Annotated in this window: 19 protein-coding genes and 1 pseudogene; 10 read left to right on the top strand and 10 right to left on the bottom strand. The window is 45.6% G+C overall.

All coding sequences use genetic code 11. From position 1 onward, the window contains the following. Window position 1 precedes the first annotated feature (1 nt). The 5 genes from ACFOEK_RS10730 to ACFOEK_RS10710 all read right to left on the bottom strand — a co-directional run bounded on the left by ACFOEK_RS10730 (window position 2) and on the right by ACFOEK_RS10710 (window position 3,033). On the bottom strand, window positions 2-208 hold the full coding sequence (locus ACFOEK_RS10730; RefSeq protein ID WP_386720377.1) for a helix-turn-helix transcriptional regulator: 207 nt from the start codon (window positions 206-208) through the stop codon (window positions 2-4). 186 nt (window positions 209-394) lie between these two features. Next, window positions 395-733, bottom strand: a complete 339-nt coding sequence (locus tag ACFOEK_RS10725; protein ID WP_386720374.1) for a hypothetical protein — start codon at window positions 731-733, stop codon at window positions 395-397. A gap of 241 nt (window positions 734-974) precedes the next feature. Then, the gene (locus ACFOEK_RS10720) at window positions 975-2,300 is read right to left on the bottom strand and encodes a tyrosine-type recombinase/integrase (RefSeq protein ID WP_386720371.1); all 1,326 of its coding nucleotides are present in this window, start codon (window positions 2,298-2,300) and stop codon (window positions 975-977) included. Between the two features lie 88 nt (window positions 2,301-2,388). Beyond that, window positions 2,389-2,568, bottom strand: a complete 180-nt coding sequence (locus ACFOEK_RS10715; protein WP_386720368.1) for a hypothetical protein — start codon at window positions 2,566-2,568, stop codon at window positions 2,389-2,391. A gap of 27 nt (window positions 2,569-2,595) precedes the next feature. Further along, window positions 2,596-3,033: a hypothetical protein gene (locus ACFOEK_RS10710; RefSeq protein WP_386720365.1), complete on the bottom strand. Its 438-nt coding sequence runs from the start codon at window positions 3,031-3,033 to the stop codon at window positions 2,596-2,598. Between the two features lie 665 nt (window positions 3,034-3,698). Here ACFOEK_RS10710 and ACFOEK_RS10705 point away from each other — a divergent pair. From ACFOEK_RS10705 to mgtE, 4 genes are all read left to right on the top strand, one after another. After that, window positions 3,699-4,490 (top strand): hypothetical protein, encoded by a 792-nt coding sequence (locus ACFOEK_RS10705; protein ID WP_386720362.1) that lies wholly within the window; start codon window positions 3,699-3,701, stop codon window positions 4,488-4,490. Window positions 4,491-4,763: 273 nt separating this feature from the next. Beyond that, a complete protein-coding gene (locus ACFOEK_RS10700) occupies window positions 4,764-5,648 on the top strand; it encodes a mechanosensitive ion channel family protein (RefSeq protein WP_386720359.1) in 885 nt (294 codons plus the stop codon). Further along, window positions 5,645-6,481, top strand: a complete 837-nt coding sequence (locus tag ACFOEK_RS10695; RefSeq protein ID WP_386720356.1) for a magnesium transporter MgtE N-terminal domain-containing protein — start codon at window positions 5,645-5,647, stop codon at window positions 6,479-6,481. The genes ACFOEK_RS10700 and ACFOEK_RS10695 overlap by 4 nt, the downstream gene beginning before the upstream one ends. A 9-nt stretch (window positions 6,482-6,490) precedes the next feature. Then, entirely contained in the window at window positions 6,491-7,816 is a 1,326-nt protein-coding gene (gene mgtE / locus ACFOEK_RS10690) for a magnesium transporter (RefSeq protein ID WP_386720353.1), read from the top strand. 40 nt (window positions 7,817-7,856) lie between these two features. Here the strand turns inward: mgtE and ACFOEK_RS10685 are convergent, their stop codons facing one another. The 3 genes and pseudogenes from ACFOEK_RS10685 to ACFOEK_RS10675 all read right to left on the bottom strand — a co-directional run bounded on the left by ACFOEK_RS10685 (window position 7,857) and on the right by ACFOEK_RS10675 (window position 9,600). Beyond that, on the bottom strand, window positions 7,857-8,165 hold the full coding sequence (locus ACFOEK_RS10685; protein WP_386721543.1) for a cation:proton antiporter regulatory subunit: 309 nt from the start codon (window positions 8,163-8,165) through the stop codon (window positions 7,857-7,859). Beyond that, a pseudogene (locus ACFOEK_RS10680) lies at window positions 8,142-9,065 on the bottom strand (ATP-grasp domain-containing protein); the annotation flags it as partial. The pseudogene ACFOEK_RS10680 and the gene ACFOEK_RS10685, both read right to left, overlap by 24 nt. A 100-nt stretch (window positions 9,066-9,165) precedes the next feature. Next, window positions 9,166-9,600, bottom strand: coding sequence for an ATP-dependent zinc protease family protein (locus ACFOEK_RS10675; RefSeq protein ID WP_386720350.1), 435 nt, complete (start codon window positions 9,598-9,600; stop codon window positions 9,166-9,168). Between the two features lie 199 nt (window positions 9,601-9,799). Here ACFOEK_RS10675 and lepB point away from each other — a divergent pair, with 199 nt between their 5' ends. The 3 genes from lepB to ACFOEK_RS10660 all read left to right on the top strand — a co-directional run bounded on the left by lepB (window position 9,800) and on the right by ACFOEK_RS10660 (window position 13,233). After that, complete coding sequence (gene lepB, locus ACFOEK_RS10670) at window positions 9,800-10,657, top strand: signal peptidase I (RefSeq protein WP_386720347.1); 858 nt, start codon at window positions 9,800-9,802, stop codon at window positions 10,655-10,657. 274 nt (window positions 10,658-10,931) lie between these two features. After that, window positions 10,932-12,059 (top strand): hypothetical protein, encoded by a 1,128-nt coding sequence (locus ACFOEK_RS10665; RefSeq protein ID WP_386720344.1) that lies wholly within the window; start codon window positions 10,932-10,934, stop codon window positions 12,057-12,059. A gap of 88 nt (window positions 12,060-12,147) precedes the next feature. Then, entirely contained in the window at window positions 12,148-13,233 is a 1,086-nt protein-coding gene (locus ACFOEK_RS10660) for a DUF4785 family immunoglobulin-like domain-containing protein (protein ID WP_386720341.1), read from the top strand. 169 nt (window positions 13,234-13,402) lie between these two features. Here the strand turns inward: ACFOEK_RS10660 and ACFOEK_RS10655 are convergent, their stop codons facing one another. Both ACFOEK_RS10655 and trxC read right to left on the bottom strand, forming a co-directional pair. Further along, window positions 13,403-15,028 carry a methyl-accepting chemotaxis protein gene (locus tag ACFOEK_RS10655; protein ID WP_386720338.1) on the bottom strand — a complete coding sequence of 542 codons (1,626 nt, stop codon included), beginning with the start codon at window positions 15,026-15,028 and terminating at the stop codon, window positions 13,403-13,405. A 145-nt stretch (window positions 15,029-15,173) separates the two neighbouring features. Next, entirely contained in the window at window positions 15,174-15,611 is a 438-nt protein-coding gene (trxC, locus tag ACFOEK_RS10650; RefSeq protein ID WP_386720335.1) for a thioredoxin TrxC, read from the bottom strand. 240 nt (window positions 15,612-15,851) lie between these two features. On the opposite strand from trxC, the gene ACFOEK_RS10645 reads away from it, so the two are divergent. From ACFOEK_RS10645 to ACFOEK_RS10635, 3 genes are all read left to right on the top strand, one after another. After that, window positions 15,852-17,957, top strand: coding sequence for a methyl-accepting chemotaxis protein (locus tag ACFOEK_RS10645; protein ID WP_386720333.1), 2,106 nt, complete (start codon window positions 15,852-15,854; stop codon window positions 17,955-17,957). A 125-nt stretch (window positions 17,958-18,082) separates the two neighbouring features. Continuing rightward, window positions 18,083-19,255 carry a hypothetical protein gene (locus ACFOEK_RS10640; protein WP_386720330.1) on the top strand — a complete coding sequence of 391 codons (1,173 nt, stop codon included), beginning with the start codon at window positions 18,083-18,085 and terminating at the stop codon, window positions 19,253-19,255. A gap of 33 nt (window positions 19,256-19,288) precedes the next feature. Next, window positions 19,289-20,116 carry a hypothetical protein gene (locus ACFOEK_RS10635; RefSeq protein ID WP_386720327.1) on the top strand — a complete coding sequence of 276 codons (828 nt, stop codon included), beginning with the start codon at window positions 19,289-19,291 and terminating at the stop codon, window positions 20,114-20,116. Window positions 20,117-20,122: the final 6 nt, after the last annotated feature.

Genomic DNA, 20,122 nt, shown 5'->3' with positions numbered 1-20,122 from the left:
CCTACACCTCGCCGATGAAGTCTAGGACGTCGCGACGTCGCCAATAGCGGCGAGCGCCAATCTTCTTGAAATGAAGCGGAATCTCACCCTTGGCTTCTTGTCTTTCAAATGTTTTCTCAGAGATTCCGACCAGAGAAATAAACTGCTGGCGTCCTACAAGCGCAGGGATTGCGGCGATGTCTAAGTCGTGTTGTTTGATTAGAGTCATGACGGTATGCTCTGTCACGTTATTTGCTCAGGGCGTGATTCCCTATTGATGATGAATCCTGAGTGACGCCGCCAAACCAAGGATTCTCTGGCTTGTCGATGGTGGCGCGATCTGATTACGGGTAGTGTTGGTGCTTATTCTTTGCCTCTACCCGTTCGAGGCGGTAGTTATGCCATTCTGCTGTGACTATGAGAGCTTCGCAAGTTTTTCGTTCACTGCGTCTTCACCGAACACACCTTTTAGCTGCTCGACGTTCTCAACGTTGAACCACATATGTGAGCGTTTCACGGAAACGGGGCAACCTTCGGCTACTATATCTGGTACGCTCTTTAGCGTCACCCGCGACGCTAAACGTTTGTTTTCTCCGTTGTCGCTAGTGATGAACAAACGAGAGTAAAGAACGATTTCAGATTCCGGAACCATAGCTGTTTCTATCGTTTCGCTTCCATTCTTTAAGGCGAAGAAGCGGCCAATACTTGCTGTGCATCCCTCTATGCAATAGACCTCTATCGGTACGTGTTTCATGTTTAGTCCTCATAAAAAGCCCTTCACACGGCAAATGATCGAGTCGGGAGCGAACCAACTGCCAGAAAACACGTGAAGGGCTTAAACTTTTAACCGTCTTTTGGTGGCCGGTGGCGTCCGTCGACGTCACCAGATACACCCATTATACCATACCTATTGGTATCTCGTCTATAGGTGTTCTGGCCGAGAGCCTTTACTGACAGGCGATACAGCGTAAGGATTCACTAACAACAAGCCAAGACTAAGCCGCCGCCTCTGCCGACTGATCTGCTCTTTTTTGGGTTCTGTAGTCATCGATAGCCTTAGTCAGAAGCTCGTTCCATTTAAGGCTGCCCTCTAGCTTCTCAGCGATGAAAACCGAACGACCATAGTGACGCTCATTGACAGCAGAACCCAAAGAGTGGTTCTGGCACCTAGCTATGACGTCAGCCTTCACGCCGTTATCGCCCATGATCGTTGAGAACGCATGGCGCACGTGCTTTATGGTGACAGGGTTGGCTATCGCACCCGCTGCCCGTGCCCGCCTGATACTGTTTCCTATGCCACTTACGCTGGCATAGTCGCCCACATATAGGCTATATGACGGGAAAATGAACTCTTTCTGGCACTTGCTGGCATGTTCTTTTAGATGATCAGCCTCTTTTATGCATTCCCACATAAGGTCGTTACACACGATGCTGTGCGGCTTGTTCATTTTGGTTTCCGGCATAACCAGCAGACGAACGTGTTTACCGTCGTGCGTTATGGACTGCAAGTCATCCCACTTTCTTTGCTGAATTTCAGAAGGTCGGCTTCCCACCCCTGCGATAATCGCCCTTGTCAGGTTGGCACTATGCCGCGACATATAGTTTTCGCACTCAACCCAAAGAGCGGCCAAGTCTTCTAAAGTCGGTATGTAGCCAGTTTTAATTTGAATCCGCTTTTTGCGTATGTCGGCTATTGGGTTGTAATCAGGAAGACCGAAGTGGTTACGCACTTTGGCTGTGCCGCGCACATAACCAAAGGCGGCTTTAACGTAAGACAGAGCCATATTCCATGAACTATCACTTTTGAAACTGGCGTCGAGAGCTTCTTCTATGTCCGACATCCTGACCTCACGGGCTTCCATCGACAGAAGGTTGTCCGACATTCGGTTAATAAGATAGCCACGAATGTTATGGATAACCTTCGTGCCCTCTGCTTCACGGTCTTTGAGGTACTCTTCGAACAGCTCTTTTATATTTGGTTTGATGAAATCGACTTCGGATCGTTCTTCTTCGAACTTCCGAACGTTTTCGCGCTTTTTATGGGCTGTTGCGCCGCTGGTCTGTTCGATGATTTCTCTTGCCTGCTGTCTGGCAGAATCCAAAGAGATTGTGTCGACGTAGCCGAGAGTAACCGTCTTCTTCTGTTTGCGCCCGTTAAGCATCGTCTTGCCCGTATCGTAGTAAACTGCCCAGCTTTTCCAGCCCGAGGGTTGAACTACGATACGCAAGCCAGAAACAGAGCCTGTCCCTGTGTCCGAAACAGTGTATTTATTTTTACGCGGTCCCAACGATTTAATAAACGCTTGTGTAAGCGTGGCCATTTTTCTTTCTCCATTAAAAAAGGCCATCCTTTTGGTGGCCTTTTCAGTGCTGTTAGTTGTCTGTGTGTCGTGTCGACACTATTGTCGTCTACTGCTGGAAGAAGTACTTCCACGACTCGTTTTGTTCGAAGTTCGCCACTTCGGTTATCTCGCCTCTGACGTTTTCAGTGACTGTGCTGATGTTCAGCCCGATTCCGCGAAGAAGCTCAATGTTGTTGTCTTTGATTAACTTGGTGATGTATTCAGAGTTCATTTTGTTACCTTTCATTTGTGATTCTTGTGGGCCGTTGCCCTGTTAGCTTTTTGTCTTCTCTTGCCCAACTCTCTCTCTGTTCTTAGCGCGGCCAGCCATCATTTTGTTCACGATAGCCTCAGCACTTAGATCTTCCTCTGCGCAGAATTCTCCTCTGGATTGGGCGTCTCGTGACTTTATTAGAGCGACCTGTTTCCCATTAAGGCGGCCTTTCAAGGTAGTACCGTACGTATCAAGGTTTCTGAGTAGGTAGCCATAGGTGGCTTCCATTAGGTTTACGTTGGGGACGAAGTGATCAACACAAACGCTGCTCAATAATGTTTCGTAATAGCCATGGAGGTGAGCTTTCTCGAACAGCATCTGCTCTTGTTCAGCGCTTGGCCCTTTCTGGTCAGTTTCTTCTTTGGCTTGCACTGCACCCAAGCCAAAGAAGCTGAGAGTGGCCACGGCCAGTGTTGTCTTGATTGTCTTAAATTTCATATTTTTCCTTTATATTCAATAACTTAGCAACCTTCATTATAACATGACGAAGTACATCGCTGTAATTATTGAGGCCGCTATTCACCCCTCTTACGACTACGCTTTTAGGCTTAGGTTCCCAGCAAGAGTGAATTTTGTGTACTTTTGTAACAAACCAGTGTCGCCAGAAATGGTTTCTGTCCAAATCAAAATCAAAACCCAAAGGGGTGGATAGAGATCGGGATAGAATCGGTTTTTAGCTTTCGGGATGGTGCAGGTTCGATGCTGTGGTTGCTTCAGGTGAGCGGCTAGCAGTCGTCTGGATGGTGGCGGATATCGCCTCTGTGGAGTATCAGAGAAGGCTCTCTGTCAAGTGTTGTTCTGGGTGGCACGACCCGATGCCGTGCATTGTTGTAGATGCCGTGTGCTGGTGTCAAGCACTTTTTTGGATGTTATGACCAGATGTCCCTAACCGCTATGCTGGGACATCCTGGGGGACGTCCTGCTAGTACGTCTGTACCCAGTGTCGACAGTAGGGGTACGCTGTCGTACTATGCGCCGACACCGTGTCCGACGGTGGCTAGCCCCCGCTATGCCTGATATATGCCATCGTCGGTTACGATTCAACAGATGAAAGCGGCTACCCTTACTGGCGTAATGAAACAGCCGGTGAAATTGCACGCCAAATGGTGTCCATCAAGCAAGGCAATGGTGATGGCCTGACTCATGACGAAGCCAACACGCAATGTGCGGCTTCAGATGATTTCTACGTGGTCAGCCACAGCCAAGGCGCACAACAGATGGTCTTCATGTCTGGCAATGCAATCTCGGGATCACCCTATTACAACACCGCATTCAACGCCGACGGTTCAACCGTTTCCGTACCTTATAACGAAGCCTTTGACGGTGTCATCAGCATCTTCACCATGGGCGGCGCTATGGGCGGCACCGAAGGGTCAGACCGAGTTTGTAACGGTACTTGGCTAGATAACATGGTCAACATGGCATTTCTGGGTAAAGACTGTAACCCAAGTGTTGAATGGCTTCAGACCAACGACTCTTACTTAGCTCGTAACATGATAGGAACCAACTTGGGTGCACCTATCTATGCTATGGGTGGGTATAAGAGCTTCCCTGGAGCTCAAGGCGCATCTGCTGGTTTCCTAACGGGTGAAGATGATGGCTACATCAATCTTGCGTCTCAAATGGGTTGTGCCGGTTCTCCAAAGCGTAATCTTTGGGATGACCTGAACGAATACAAAACCTTCTGGGGCATTGCCTATGGGAGTCCTATCTTCCGTTGTAACAACAGCAACAAAGGCACACCACGTACTTACAGCATGGCAAGCGTTTACACAGATCACGATGCTGAGCGTAATGGTGGTATTGCTTCACCCGACTATCAAACCATCGAAGGCGGTTTGACCTGTGGTAATGGTAAAAATATGGCTGGTCGCGTAGCGAGCTGTACTCAGTAAGTTTTACCGCTCTATATAGTAATACCCTTATAGCAACACCCTTCATCTCAAGCCTTTCTTCGAAACATCGTCTCCCAATGAAGAACGGCTTGAGATGTCTTCTGACATATACTCCCCAAATGCTTGTCTATACTGACTAATTGTTCCTGCATGAAAATACAAAACGCCCTCGAGTAACTTTTTCATACAGCGACCCGCGCCACTCTAATGCTCCAAACATATGAGTCATGCATAAAGGGTCAGAGATATCGGGTTAGAAATACAGGGTCAGATATGAAAAATAATGAGTTTCTGAATTGGCAAGAATCCTTAGCATTTACCTATCAAGAGTTTACGGTTCAAATCATCGCCTTTGCGCCCAAATTACTCGGCGCATTAGCACTGCTCCTGGCTGGCTGGGTACTCGCCATCATTGTTCGCATCGCCACCAGAAAACTGATTCGAGGTTTGGACTTTGTGTTTGTTTATCTGGCAAAAAACGGCGAAGCAAGACAAGAAACGATCAGGCGATCCTACGCAGAGATCATCAGCAAGATCATGTTCTGGATTGTGATGATCTTCTTCATCACGGCAACGACCAACATGCTCGGCTGGAAGATGTTGTCGAACTGGCTAAACAGTCTCATCACCTACTTACCTAATTTAATTACAGGCTTACTGATTATCCTGGCGGGTTTCCTAATCAGTAACATCACCCGAACCGGCATCATCAATACGGCTTACAATACCGGCATCAACCAGGGCGAGATGTTAGCGCGAGTCGCTCAAGTCACTATTTTGCTGACCGCATTACTCATCGGCATCGAGCAAATTGGCATTAACGTAGATTTCCTGACCAATGCACTCATTGTTATTCTTGGAGTATTGCTTGCCGGAGCCACCTTGGCCTTTAGCTTTGGCGCAAGAACCTTAGTCGCCAATATCATTGGCGCACAGTATTTTCGTAAACATTGTCGCATCGGTGAACACATGCAAATGGGCGATATCGAAGGCAGTGTTGTGGAAGTCACTCAAACCGCCATCGTTCTCGAAACGGATTCCGGAAGAATCGTAATTCCAGCCAAAAAATTTCAGGAAAATGCCTGTCAATTCACATCAGCCAGTGGCGCCCCCCTTGATCGAGACAAAAGCACGCCACATCAAGGAGACGCCAAATGATTGAGCACCCCTCTGACATGGCCTTAGCATTTTTGCAGTATCAACCGATCTCTGCAGCAAGAATATTAGAACAACAACCCATTGAAGAAGTAGCAGAGTTCATCGCAGAAGTCCCCTACACACAGGCAGCCATCGTTCTCAAAAAAATGCTGCCCCAACACACGGCCAGACTGTGCTCGTATTTAGAGCCCGCCACTTCAGCCGCCTTCTTGTCTCAAATGGATGCGCATCTGGTCTCAGCCATCATGAGGCACACCCACAAGCCACTAAGCCGAAAGCTGCTGGATCATTTACCTGAACGAATGAAATTACGGTGTCGCCTGTTATTGAATTACCCGGAAACCTCAGTGGGTGCTTGGATGAGCACAGACTTTCTCTCTCTTGCCGGAGACTGTGACGTCCAAGAAGCCCTGCATCGTCTGTCTTTAGATGAAAGTACTGTGAACACAAACGCCATATTCATTGTGGATCGGGACAGAAAACTGCAAGGCATCGTCAGTGTAAGCCAGCTGTTACGACTTCCATCAAAAACAGCCATAAAAGCGGTGATGCAAGCTCAAACCGATGTGGTCTCGGGCCGTGCATCACTCGCCTCCATTATAAATAGCCCGATATGGAGCCGTTCAGAGTACGCCGCGGTAATCAATGAGAAACGACAAATGATCGGACTCTTACGTCACCTCGATTTACGTCATGGACTAAAAGAATTATCGACGACCATAAGAGACCCGGTGGATGACAATCCCATTGGTGCAGTTTGGGATGTCTATGGGAAGAGTCTGTTAGCGCTGCTCAATACCGTTGGTGATGCCGTAAATACCAAAGAGGCTTAAGGATCAATCATGACTGAATCAATATTAAGCCCCAAAGGAAACATCGAAGATGCACTGATCAAGGCATTCTTACTCAATCATCCGAAGGATGCGGCACGTAAAGTTGAAACCATGCAACCCGCAGAAGCCGCTGAACTATTAAGCACTCAACCCACCTATGTCCTTCAGCCAGTCTGGAAAAACCTGCCTCCTGGAGTGGCTGACAACTTACTTCAACATCTGCCAGATACAGCCATCAAAGACATTTTAACCACGATGGATTCAGGCCTGTGCGCCGCGCTGTTGAGCCGATTTGAAGAACCCCAAAGAGAACAATTTTTTGCTTTACTGGATCAGAACATTGTCAGTGAACTGAAAGAACTGATGGAATACCCTGCAGACAGTGCAGGAGCCATGATGGAAACCAACATCACGGCTTTTAACGAAAACACCACGGTTGCAGACACCCTGACACTACTAAGAAATCAAAAGATTAAAGATCTGAATCACTTGTATCTCTTAACCGATGATATGTACCTAAGTGGCCGTGTCCCCGTTCAACGATTGGCCTTGGCTGAAGGGAACGAGAAACTATCGACATTAGCCATCCCCTTAGTTTCATACGTGACGGCACTAGACCCTAAGAGTGAAGTCATGGAAAAAATAGAAAAGCTTAAGCTGGACACCATCCCCGTCGTCGATGGCAACGATCAGTTCGTTGGCGTGATTCGAGGGCGCAACATTCTGGATGAAATCAAGAACACACTCGCTACCGAAATGCTCACCATGGTGGGTGCCAGTAAAGAGGAAAAGGCACTGTCCACCAGCTGGTTCGCAGTAAAGAAACGCTTGCCTTGGCTTCAAATCAATCTCGTCACCGCCTTTCTTGCCGCCGCCGTTGTCGGCATGTTTGAAGAAACCATTGCCAAATACACCGCATTAGCCATCTTGCTTCCTATCGCGGCGGGGCAATCCGGCAACACCGGCGCACAATCTCTAGCCGTCACCATGCGAGGGCTGACACTGAGAGAGATCACCATCCGCCATTGGCCGGGTGTATTGAAGAAAGAAGCGGGCGCGGCTTTGATCAACGGTATCGCCATCGCGGTTACGTGTGGTACAGGCGTCTATATTTGGAGCAGCAGTTTAGGGCTGGCACTGATCATTGCGTTGGCGTTGATTTCTTCCATGACCATTGCTGCAATTTCTGGTGCCTTAGTCCCAATTGTGTTGAAGAAGTTAGGGCAAGACCCGGCTCTGTCATCGTCGATTATTCTAACAACCATCACCGACATAGCAGGTTTCATGTCGTTCTTAGGAATAGCTACCGCGCTTTCGGGAATGCTCGCCGGATAGCATTCCCGAGGCATCGGTTTCAATTAGGTTTCCCCTAAACTTAATCGTCGGCTTCTTTTGCTTCAGGTAAACTCTCAGGCAAGTCCACAATCGCCGGACTACGACGTTTACGCGCTTTTGCCGGGATCATGCCACGCATTGCCTCCATTTTTCCGAAGCACAACAACTTATCATCAGGCTCTAATACCCGGTCTTTTCGAGGGTTCGGAATAACTTTGGCACCACGATATAAAGTCAGGACGTTAATGTCTTGCTCGTGTAATTGCGTTTCCAAAATGGTTTTACCAACGAATTTAGAACCTTCAGGAATATAAATTTCCCCAACGCCATAGCCTTTACTGACCGTCAAACGCTGACGAACATCAATCTCTGGGAAGTCCACCTGAGCCGCTATGTATTCAATGATGGCGCCAGCAACGTCCAACCCGGTGCAGGTCTCGATCCCTTCTAAGCCAGGTGAAGAATTTACCTCCATGATCTGCGGGCCCGTCTTACTTTCAAGCATGTCGACCCCCGCCACCTGTAAGCCCATAATTTGTGCAGCTCGAACAGCGGTTTCCTTATATTCATCAGATAACTCCACTTGTTCTGCGATACCACCACGATGAACATTACTGCGGAATTCCTGACCTTGGGCAACACGACGCATGGCAGCGACCACGCGATCACCCACCACAATGGCTCGAATGTCTTTACCTTTACTTTCAGCCACAAACTTCTGAATAAGTACGTTTTGTTTCTGACTTTGAAGAAGCTCGATGATCGACTCAGCGGTGTTTACAGATTCTGCCAATAACACCCCAATACCCTGTGTTCCTTCAATCAGTTTGATAATGACAGGGGCGCCCCCCACTCGTTCAATGGCAGGCAACACATCTTTTTTATCCCGGACAAACGCGGTACGGGGAATACCAATATGATGACGACTTAACAATTGAAGACTGCGAAGTTTATCTCTGGAATTACTAATGCCATGAGCTGTGTTGGCACAAAAGACATCCATCTCTTGGAACTGACGGACAACCGCCGTTCCATAGTAAGTAATGGATGCACCAATTCGAGGAAGTACCGCATCGTAGCTACTCAAAACTTTTTGCTTAAAGAAAAGATCTGGCACTCCCCTTTGCAAGTCGATGGCAAACTTCAATGTATTTAAGACTTTTACATCGTGCCCTCGTTGCAGCGCAGCCTCTTTCAAGCGCTGTGTACTGTAGGACTTCGGGCCACAGGACAAGATTGCTAGTTTCATTGGTGTTGTCTCCTCAATTTCCTTTTACAGTCAGTAGAACCGACACCAACGTCGACTCCGCTTCCTTATCAAACTGTTTATTACCTTTCAGTGTAGTCGTTCAATCATTACTGGAGACTAAGAACTCCTGACTAGGGTCTACCAACAAACGATCCTGCATTGCTTCTCTTCCCAGCAGCATGAGGTTTTTCATGGACGAACGATCCGTCAGTGTCAGCTTAATAACCCATTCCTGATCCCCTAAACGAATGGCCGTCTTAATCACAAAGCGTTTTTCTTTGTCTGCCGATGAACTTTTCACCACCTTATGGCCTTTCAACAACAAGGTTTTATTCACCACGGTATCGACATTATGAACATCAGGGTGAATATCAAAATTCACCCAACGCTTACCGTCTTTCATAAATTCATTAATATTGTCGACATGCAAAGACGATGTTGCCGCTCCGGTATCAACTCTCATTTGAACTTGGTGAAGATCTAACTCAGGTATATCGCAACATTCAAGTGCGCCGACAATGACTTTCTCTTTCATCTGTGAAGTACAATCCCTTTAACCAGTTATACGACTATTCACTATTCTAGGCTACTTTCCGAAGATACTCCGAACTTGTCTTACAGAGAAGCAGATTAGTCCATGATACTTACTCTACCTGAGATAGTCTTTATCTAGGGTTTCAGGTATGGTTCCTACGCAAAGACTCTCGAATAATTCAACATTGGACGTTATTTTTATGACTTCGGAGACACACGCTTCATCACCGGACTGGAAGCCAAACACTTGGGTAGCCGGGCTACTTGGATTCCTTACTCCCTACATTGCTATGTTCTACGTTTCAAAACGTTGGCTTGCGATTCCTTATTTTGTGGCAGCACTTATAGCAGGGGTGCTTTCCTCAAAACACGACAGTTCTATTGCCATCTTTTCAGTGATGCTGATTGGAGCAATCCACGCCGCCTGGTTAGCAAAGAAAAGTACAAGCAGAGTACAGAGCTGGACTAACCGGATATGGGGATTAGCATTAATCCTTTTATGTATTTGGGCACCATGGTTCGGCATGAGAATGTTTGTTATGGATTTTTTTGTGGTACCGGCAGCCTCTATGGCACCAACGATTAATGTCAAAGACATCATCCTCACCACAAAAACAGACTTTATTCCCAATCTATTTACAGATGAAGCTCATACAGGCAGCAGTCTTTCTGACAGCAACAAGCCCAAGCGTGGGGACATTGTTACGTTCAAATACCCAGTAAAGCCTGAAATTACCTTCTTAAAACGTATCATTGGTCTTCCTGGTGACACCATTACAATCAGCGATAAGAAAGTAAGCGTGAATGGCCAACCCTTACCACTTCAGAAAATTAATGAGGACATTCGAATTACAACATGGCGTGAACAGAACGGTGAGGCTGTCTATCTGATCAATGTGGCTAATTCCTTACCACGAGACCAAGCGGAAGGTTCTTGGACTGTTCCTGAAAATGCCTATTTTGTGATGGGCGATAATAGAGACAACTCCAACGACAGTCGTTTTTGGGGCTTTGTCCCAGAGCACTATCTGTCAGGAAAAGTAATGGCGGTATTCTAACAACCACCCGCCTTTACTTACCTCGCCCTTTTCTTACCTCTCCCGTCCCTTCTTTTTTCGATCATCTCAAGTACAAACTGACCTACATTGGCTTGAGATGACCCACTTGGCCGCAAATGTTTGACTAAATGGCCCCAAGTGTCATGGCAGATTCTTCTTGTCCAACTTATATTGAAAAGCGAACTATTTCACACTCTGAATTTGATTGTGGTCACGGAAGATAACGTAAGCAGGACGCTCACAATAAAAATAACATTCGAGAAGGTCTTACATTATGAATAAGCAACTTCGCTCATATCTTGCGTCGATCGCTAAAGGCACAGCTGCCGTTGCGAGCACCTTGGTTCTTAGCAGTACATTAATGAGTAACACAGCGATGGCCGCAGACAACTGCTACATCATGGTTCACGGTCATGGTACTCAAGGCACTAACAAAGCAGAAGCACGTGACTCTTGGAGAACCTCACACTTCAGCCAATACAACGGCAGTGATTTCATGTCTCACTTGTTAGGCCCAACAGATAACTACGCAATCGTAGGTTACGACTCAACGGACGAAAGTGGCTACCCATACTGGCGCGATGAAACCGCGGGTGAAATTGCTCGCCAGATGGTGTCAATTAAGCAAGGGAATGGCGACGGTCTTGTTCATGATGAAGCCAACACACAATGTTCTGCATCGGATGATTTCTGGGTAGTAAGCCACAGTCAGGGCGCTCAGCAAATGATCTTTATGGCAGGTAACGCAGTGTCTGGTGCACCGTATTACAACACCGCATTCACAGCGAGCGGTTCTGCGAAGTCTGTTCCATACAGCGATGCATTTGACGGTATCCTTGGTATCTTCACTATGGGTGGCGCAATGGGCGGTACTGAAGGTGCTGACCGTGTATGTAACGGTAATTGGTTAGATGCCCTTATCAACATGGCGTTCCTAGGCAAAGACTGTAACCCAAGCGTTGAATGGTTACAGACAAACGATTCTTATCTAGCTCGTAACTACATTGGTTCTAACCTGGCGGCACCGGTTTATGCAATGGGTGGTTACAAGAGTTTCCCTGGTATCGAAGGTGCATCTGCAGGTTTCCTAACAGGTGAAGACGACGGTTACATCAACCTTGCATCACAAATGGGTTGCGCAGGCTCACCTAAGCGTAATCTTTGGGATGACCTTAACCAATACAAAACCTTCTTCGGTATTGCATACGGTAGCCCTAAGTTCCGTTGTAACAACAGCAACAAAGGCACTCCTCGTACTTACAACATGGCAAGTGTTTATACAGACCACGATGCAGAGCGTAACGGTGGTATCAACTCCCCTAGCTACACTAACATCGAAAACGGTATGAGCTGTGGTAACGGCAAAAACATGGCTGGCCGAGTAGCTGCTTGTACTCAATAATTATTGAATAAGTTAACTCGCCAAAAGAACCCGGAGTTTCAACTTCGGGTTCTGTGTTTCTAATGTTGTAATTTTAGAAAGTGTCATCATGAAACCAAAATACCTACTTCTGCCTATCCTAATGTTGCTTATGGCATGGTTTGCCGTATCCAATGAATCCACTGTTGTGATGCCTACCGATGTCGATCAATCCATCGTAGAAGCAAACGCATCTGAACCACGTTCATGGGATGAAAGTGTCTTTGAAGATGAGAAGCCAACGCTGATTAAAACCGTTGCGAAAACCTCAGATGGGAAGCTCTCACCCATCGAGCGCATTAAACAAATGAGCAACAAATCGGAACTTCATTTGGCCTTGCTGGAAGATCACCAAAACTATGAGCGATACCCTCCGGAGAACCGTCGCTTTGAGAGTCATCATCAAGACCCGATCACGCAACGATACGCCGTCGATGAACGCACAACACTCAATGAAGACAAAAGCTACGGCTTAACTATCTGGAGTGACAAGAAGTATTATCTGCAGACGGATCAGGCCATCATCAATGCCTATGTCACGAATGCAGAAGGTAAGAAAGTTTCGGCCAAACTTAACGCGCAATTATTGATGGGCCAGAAAACACTGAGTTCAATTGATTTGGATACTCAAACCGGTGATCAGGTGTATCAGGCTACACTCGATTTATCGAGCTCTTCACTGGGTTTGTCTCAACCCGGTATTTATAAAGTACTCATTCGCGATGAAGAACACGATATTCTGGACGCCCTCACCTTCACACTTTCAAAACCGGACATCCAATTGACCGGTGATTTTAGAGACAGTCTGACGTCTACAGGAGCCTTACTGATCGAAGCAGAGGTTGAGGTAACAAACACCAATAAGTTTTATGTGCAAGCGTCTCTCTATAGCAGCACCAATGTGCCTGTAGGCATCACGCAACTGACACAACAACTGTCATCCGGTAAGCATTGGATACCGTTAGAATTCTCTGGTTTGATGATTCGAGATTCGCAAGAAAGCGGCCCTTACGTGCTTCAGCAGCTGTCCTTAGCAAAAGTAACCATGCCGATGCAACGTGCACCGGTAGAACAACCCGGTTATCAAACCGATGCTTATGCGTTGGACGAGTTTTCCAGTACACCCTATGGCGAACAGGATTCACTAGGCAATTAGCTATTTGAGCCATTACCTAAATAGCAATTAACTAAGGAAGTAAGAACGTAATTAATTGCGCGATAGAAAAGCAAACGGCTTCTCGAAGAACCGCGAATGATTAGAGTACTCATTACCGGTTTCGGGAAGCCGCTTATCAAGTTCTGTGCTTAGAAGATCTTAAAAACGATCATCCAGAGAACTTATTGACGGACTGCTTCAAGTCATCAGCCAAATCATTGAGATGCTCACTGACCGTCACTGCATCTTCCGCTTCCGTTTTCAGACCGTTCGATAGCTTACGCAACTCAGATAAGTTATAGCTCATCTCTTCCGTAACACAGGATTGCTGATGCGTTGCAGAGGCCACCTGGATGTTCATATCACTGATGTCTACCACTTGACTCAAAATGTTAGACAGATTGGAATCCGTTTCCTGAGTCAGCGTTAAACATTCACCGGAAAGATCCGCAGACGTTTTCATTACATCAACAGCACTCGACGCGCCTTCCTGAAGTTGCTCCGTCATGCGTTGGATTTCTTCCGTACATTCGTGGGTCTTCTGAGCCAATGAGCGAACTTCATCCGCAACCACTGCGAAACCACGACCGGTTTCACCGGCACGCGCCGCTTCAATGGCTGCGTTAAGAGCCAATAGATTAGTTTGTTCAGAGATTCCGCGAATCACACTCAACACGCTTGAAATTTGACCGGTGTGACTTTCCAGTTGCACCATCACCGTTTCAGAACTCAAAATCTGTTCCGTCAACGAGCTCACCTTCGCCAAGGTCAATTGCATCTGCTGCTGACTTTCTTTAACAAAATCATTCACCGTCTGCGCTGCTTCTGACGACTGACGCGTATTACCCGCAATTTGAGTCACCGATGCCGCCAACTCATCCATTGCCGTTGACAGTGAATCCGTTTCGATAAACTGGTTCTGAACGCCGTTATGAATTTGTTTACCACACGCGTCTGCCGTATTCGCCTCTTGCAACAGTTGAGTCATGATGCCTTGAATTTGCTTGAAGGTATCATGAAATGAAGAAACCGCATCGTTGATAGCCAGACTTAACTGCCCTAACTCATCTTTTCTGTCGGTGGAACCCAAACGCTCTGCCAGCTGTCCGTCAGCAATGCGCCCCATCGACGACACCATACTTTTAATAGCAGAATTTAAATCATGGCGAATCCACAGAATCACGCCAAAAATCAGGATAATAACGGCAATAAAGAAACCAAAGCTTTCAAGCATATTGCTGTAGAACAACGCATCAATGTCATCAACGTAAACGCCTGAACCGACAACCCACCCCCAAGGCGCAAACGCTTTTACATAAGAACTCTTTTCAACCGGATCAGAATGCCCTGGCTTTGCCCAGTAGTAACTAACAACACCCTCGCCTTTTGTTCTTCCAATTCGGGCAAATTCAGCAAAAATACGCTTACCATTTGGGTCTTTGAAGTTGGAGAGATCCTTTCCATCCAACTGGGGTTTGATCGGATGCATTACAATGTTTGCAGAAAAATCATTGATCCAAAGATATCCGGTTCCCTCATCGTATCTCAGCTTAGAAATGGCGTATTTCGCCCTATTCTGAGCTTCTTCCTTAGAGATTCCAGGAACCTGATCTTCATAATTTTGGATAATCGACATCGCAAGTTCAGTGATATGTTTCAACTCACTGGCTCGACCTTCAACGAGGTTTTGTCTGTTTTCCCACCCATTTACGGCAAGAAGAACGAAGCTGGCTAAAATTGCAACGCAGGCAATCAGCCAAAGTTTAGTGCTAATACTTAATGATTTTATGGACATATATATTTGCTAAGTGTGAGAAGGGTTGATAAGAGGCTATTTTACAAACAGTAATAATAATTATTTCTATTTAAAAACAAAGAGTCCGATACGACACATTGCTTTTAATGTTCAGTCCATTGAGTGTGACCCGAGTTGAGGGGATCTAACCCACGCCTTGCTGTTTTAACCATTGCTTCAACTGAGGCAATGGCAAGGCACCAGAAACCCTTGCAATTTCTTTACCTTGTTTAAACAGAATCAATGTAGGGATAGATCGAATTTGCCAACGAGCAGCGACCTGCTGATGAGCCTCCGTGTTTAACTTCGCAAATCGAAGTTTTGGCTCTAATTCATTGGCGGCTTTTTCAAAGATTGGAGCAAAACTTTTACAAGGCCCGCACCAAGGCGCCCAGCAATCCACCAAAACAGGAATCTCGTTGTGATTCAGCGTAGCAACCACGTTTGCAGCGGTTAGCTCCATCGCTTTTCCAGCAAAGATAGGCTTCTTACATTTACCGCACTTAGGCTTATCTCCTAAGCGATCTGTTGGCAAACGATTGGTGGCATTACAACTTGGACAAGTGACCTTAGTAGTGGACATTGATAACCTAAAAGCGATTCCAATTTAAAAAGTGTGGGTATTTTACTAGTAACAATTTTAACAGCAAGATCAAAACTCATGGATTATGACTATCAGACGAATAGCACCGATTTATAGTCAGATTTGCACCAACTGCTATAACTAAAAATAAGCTGGCCAAAATATAAGCAGGCCCATTTCTTGCTGTACCCCTATATTTACGAATGAACGTCATAAAAAGAACATGGAGCATTGAGACTTATGACCTCTCAGTCACAAGACATATCCATCAAATCACACTTATACAAAGGTGTCGGTTTTCTGGTGTTTTGGTTTCTCATCACCACTGTCATCGCAATCTATTTTTTGATTGAAAGTACTCAAAGTTCTGTCTCACAGAAAGACGAATTCAGGCTTCCCGCCCTTGAAATACCCGACTTGTCTCTCGCTGATGTCAACAACCTAAGACAATCGCTCTCGCAAATTAACACCGAAACCCAAGCCATTAAATCGTCAAAGATTCTTACCCATGAAGAATTGAATGAAGCACTACTGAATTATCAAAGTGACATCGAACAACACCTCTTTGAGGTACAAGGTGACATTAATGCCAAGGCAACCATTCAACGTGAAGCGGTAATTGTTGCCGCCTCTGAAGCGCTAAATGAAGCTATGGCGCCAATAAATCAAGCTTGGAGCCAAGCCCAGGCCAAACTCGACGCGAACTATGAAGCCATTCAAGCAAGCTTGAATAAAATCAAACCAGCACAGTTTGAAGATAAACACGCCCAGCGCTTTTTACGTCACTACACAGAGATTCAAAAAGGCCTTTCACAATGGCGAAAAAGAGCATTGGATGGTGGGCATAACTTGGTTGCCTATCGCATCACTCAGAGCAAATATCTTCTCGCAACAGGAAGCCTGTATCTTAACGACCTTCTGATCGGAAACCGTCTGAAGACCTTCAATAATGTGGTGCTTAACTACCGAGCAACCACGGATTACTTAGAAAAAATAGATTCCGTTGGTTTCACCAAACGCGCTGAATTAATAAAAGACATTAACGTACTTCAGGAAGTGGCCAAGCAACGCTATGACGCCTATAAGCGTTTTGACAGCAATGCTATCTCATCCCAATCACCTGAGATAAATTTAACGCTTGAACCTCTTCCTCCCATAGAGCAACCCAAGCTGAGAGCATTACCAGAGTGGGAAATATTAAAAGTGGATGGCATTCCCTCCCCTCAATTAAGCAGCCGCTCGGAAACCATTGATACCGTAAAGCTGAATCAATCCATAGAACGCGCTGAACGTGCTCTGGATACCTTTGTGGATCAACAAATGAAATCCATCGAGGCTTATCAAGCCCTTCTGAGATTACAAGAAACCCAGATCAGAGAAAGTGCAAACCTACAGGCAGCTAAAGCCACCATCAAAAAAGTTAAGCCGGATCTCACAGCCCTTTGGATTATTGTCGGTTTATTAGGGTTGGGAATCATCTTCGCCGTTCCTGTAGTGAAAGGCATGAATCTAAGCATTCATCGTGCTCTCGTTACTTCTTTAAAAGAACAATCGTCTTCAGAACCGACGCTTGAAGAGATGGAAGAACTCGCTGCTCTCAAACAGCAAGTGTCGGATCAACAGTCTCAACTGCAATCCTTGTTATCTGATCTTCAAAACAACGTTCAACAACAAGAACGCCTCTCTGAACAAAGCCAAACATACCTTGAGAACCTGACTCAACACACCAGTGATGTAGAGCATCAAGCCTCACAAACGCTGGAACACACCCAAACCGCCTCACAAGAAGTTCAACAAGGCGAGCTCGTCATTACACAAGCGGTGAAAGGCATTAATGAACTTGCAGGTGACATCAACTCTGCGTCAAAAGTGATTCTTGAATTAGAAGAGCAAAGTCAGAAAGTCGGTGAATTCTTGGATGTCATTGTCAGCATTGCCGAACAAACGAACCTACTGGCACTGAATGCAGCCATTGAAGCGGCACGAGCGGGAGACCAAGGCCGAGGCTTTGCAGTAGTGGCTGATGAAGTTCGGAAACTGGCCAAACGCACGCAAGAATCCACAGAACAAATCAGTGAAATTATTGAAGTCCTACGTTCAGGCACACAAAGTGCCGTAAGCGTCATGAAAGGCGGACAAGAAAGAGTCAACACTAGTGTGGAGCAAACCACGCAAGCTGGTGAAGCACTCACAAAAATTAACGCATTGATGGAGCAAATTGCGACCTTTAACGCGCAAATCAAACACCTATCAAATGACCTTCAATCAGACAACCGAAGTATTAAAGACCAGCAAACTCGGCTCAACGAATTAACATCTGAGAATATGGTATTGATAACTAAGTAAATTATCCTAGCGAATCTGCTCGACTTCTCAAATTTGAGAACTAAACGCAGATAATAGACACAAGCCTGCCCCACCTTTTAGTACCCTGTTTCAACATTTCAACACTGTTATGGAGAGACAGAAAAATGACATGGATGCACGCAGGCAAAATGCAGGGTTTTAATTACGAACCTCTTACTCGCGACCTTGCCGAAGAACACGGAATCAACACCGCTTATATTCAAAACCAAAATATCCAGATCACCCACCAAGCACTCTTAATGCTCGCCAGCTTGAACTTCTACGATCAACAACAAGTGCTTAAAGAAATCCACTATGTAGTAGAACATCCAAATACCGCATGTAAGCCAAACTCAAACCCAAGCTTACTTAAGCGCCTGTATCGCACTCGCTATCCCTTCAATAATTACCATTACTTGATTCAATACAAGATGAACTCCCACAATCAAGTTGTGATTGATGATATTTTATTTGATCGAAATTTAACGGGTGCTAAGGAAAAGAGCTCTCGAGAACGCACTCTTATGTATGATGTTTATCAGCTAGGAAGCAATAAATACGATGGCCCTAAAGACCGAAACGAACTTGAGGTTTTACAATCCGAATGGACCCTTGGTACTCCTGTTCATCAAGTTAAAACGGAGCATGCTGCAGTTAATGGAATGCAAAATGATGCAGCAAAGGCAGCATGGTTGATGGGAGTTCATTCCCAAGTTGCCTACCCTGAAGACAACGTACAAAACTATACCCTTTTTCATAACCCAAGTGACAAAGCATTTTTGGACTTAATAGAATGCGGATTTGATAAACGAAGAGGTACGAAATCTCATAACGCTCAGCACTTAGCTGCTGTTCTGAACCAACGTCAAATGGAAGGAAAACCAACAAAGTGGTTGGTGCATAGCCAAGGCGCTATCATTTTTTGCGCCGCTTTAGAGCACTATGATAAGCATTACTCTGGAAAACTAACTAAGCAAGAAGTAGCTATCCATGGTTCTGGTTCGAACATGCCTCGTATTAAATCTATCGCATACTCATTAGGTATGAAAGTACACAAAGAAAGGAACAATCCCTTTGATGCAGTCCCTAATATTGCGGGAGCTAATGATTTATCCGGCAGCAGCTTAAAGAGAAGTCTACGCTTCTTTGGGCTTATACTTGGCGACGATTCATTAGCTAGTCCACACACATTGCCTTATCTAGGTATTGAAACCTATAGAAATCAGCTGCAAATGTTAGGCTATGACAAAAAGGCTGCCAAAGTTCAGCAATATATAGAAAGAACTACAAGGGCTTAAATTAACAGATATGGAAATAACAAGGACTAGCCCATGAGAATGATTAAAAACCTCTTACAAGGTTTTCGTGGTGGACCAGACTTTAATGAAGTGAATCATTTGAATGCTTCTTTCGAGAATACTCAATTCAGTGCTGCACTTCCCTACTCTAATATTGAAACAAAGGAGCCTCCTAGACCCATTCACTTTCCTTATTTGAGTGAAGGCTGGTTTGAGAAGCATGCGACACAAAATAGACAGCACCACTATGTACATGTCGACACTCAAATGTGGTACTACATTCCAAGTATTGCCTATAGCCAAGGAGGAGAATTAGGGTGCCTGTCCCTTACCACCCTAATAAAACGTATTCCTAAAAATATGACATCGAGTGCCTTTGAGTTAGATGATTTAGGAAAATTTATTGCATTAGAGTATGAGGAACATTACAACTCCCCTACGATTGGTGGTATCGGTGGCGAAGGGCTCGGAATCAATACAGAGATTAGAAAAAGCGTAATTGAACAATCAGAGCGAATGTCGACACCATTTTCAGGTGAGAAACTAGAAGAACAGATCAGATTAGAAATGGAATCTCGAGGCTATGCCCCCATGGCACCTCACCAAATCAAAACCATAAATGGTCGTTCCTGGGTATTCTGCATAGAGCAGCAATTACAAAAACGGCATTCAAAAGACCGAATGTACTGTTTACCCCTAAGCGATGAATACTATCTTTGTATGCGCTTTCGGTACCGTGTAGATATCAACGAAAAATTCAAACTCTGGAAAGACCACGCCGAAGCGGCTGAAAAGCGCATTATGGAATCCGTCAAACTGATCATTCCAAACGATGAGTTAGCCTTAACCCATCAAGCTTAGAAACGG

It is taken from the genome of Litoribrevibacter euphylliae (assembly GCF_042646085.1).
GTDB lineage: Bacteria > Pseudomonadota > Gammaproteobacteria > Pseudomonadales > Litoribrevibacteraceae > Litoribrevibacter > Litoribrevibacter euphylliae.
This window is presented reverse-complemented; position numbering and strand designations above follow the sequence as displayed.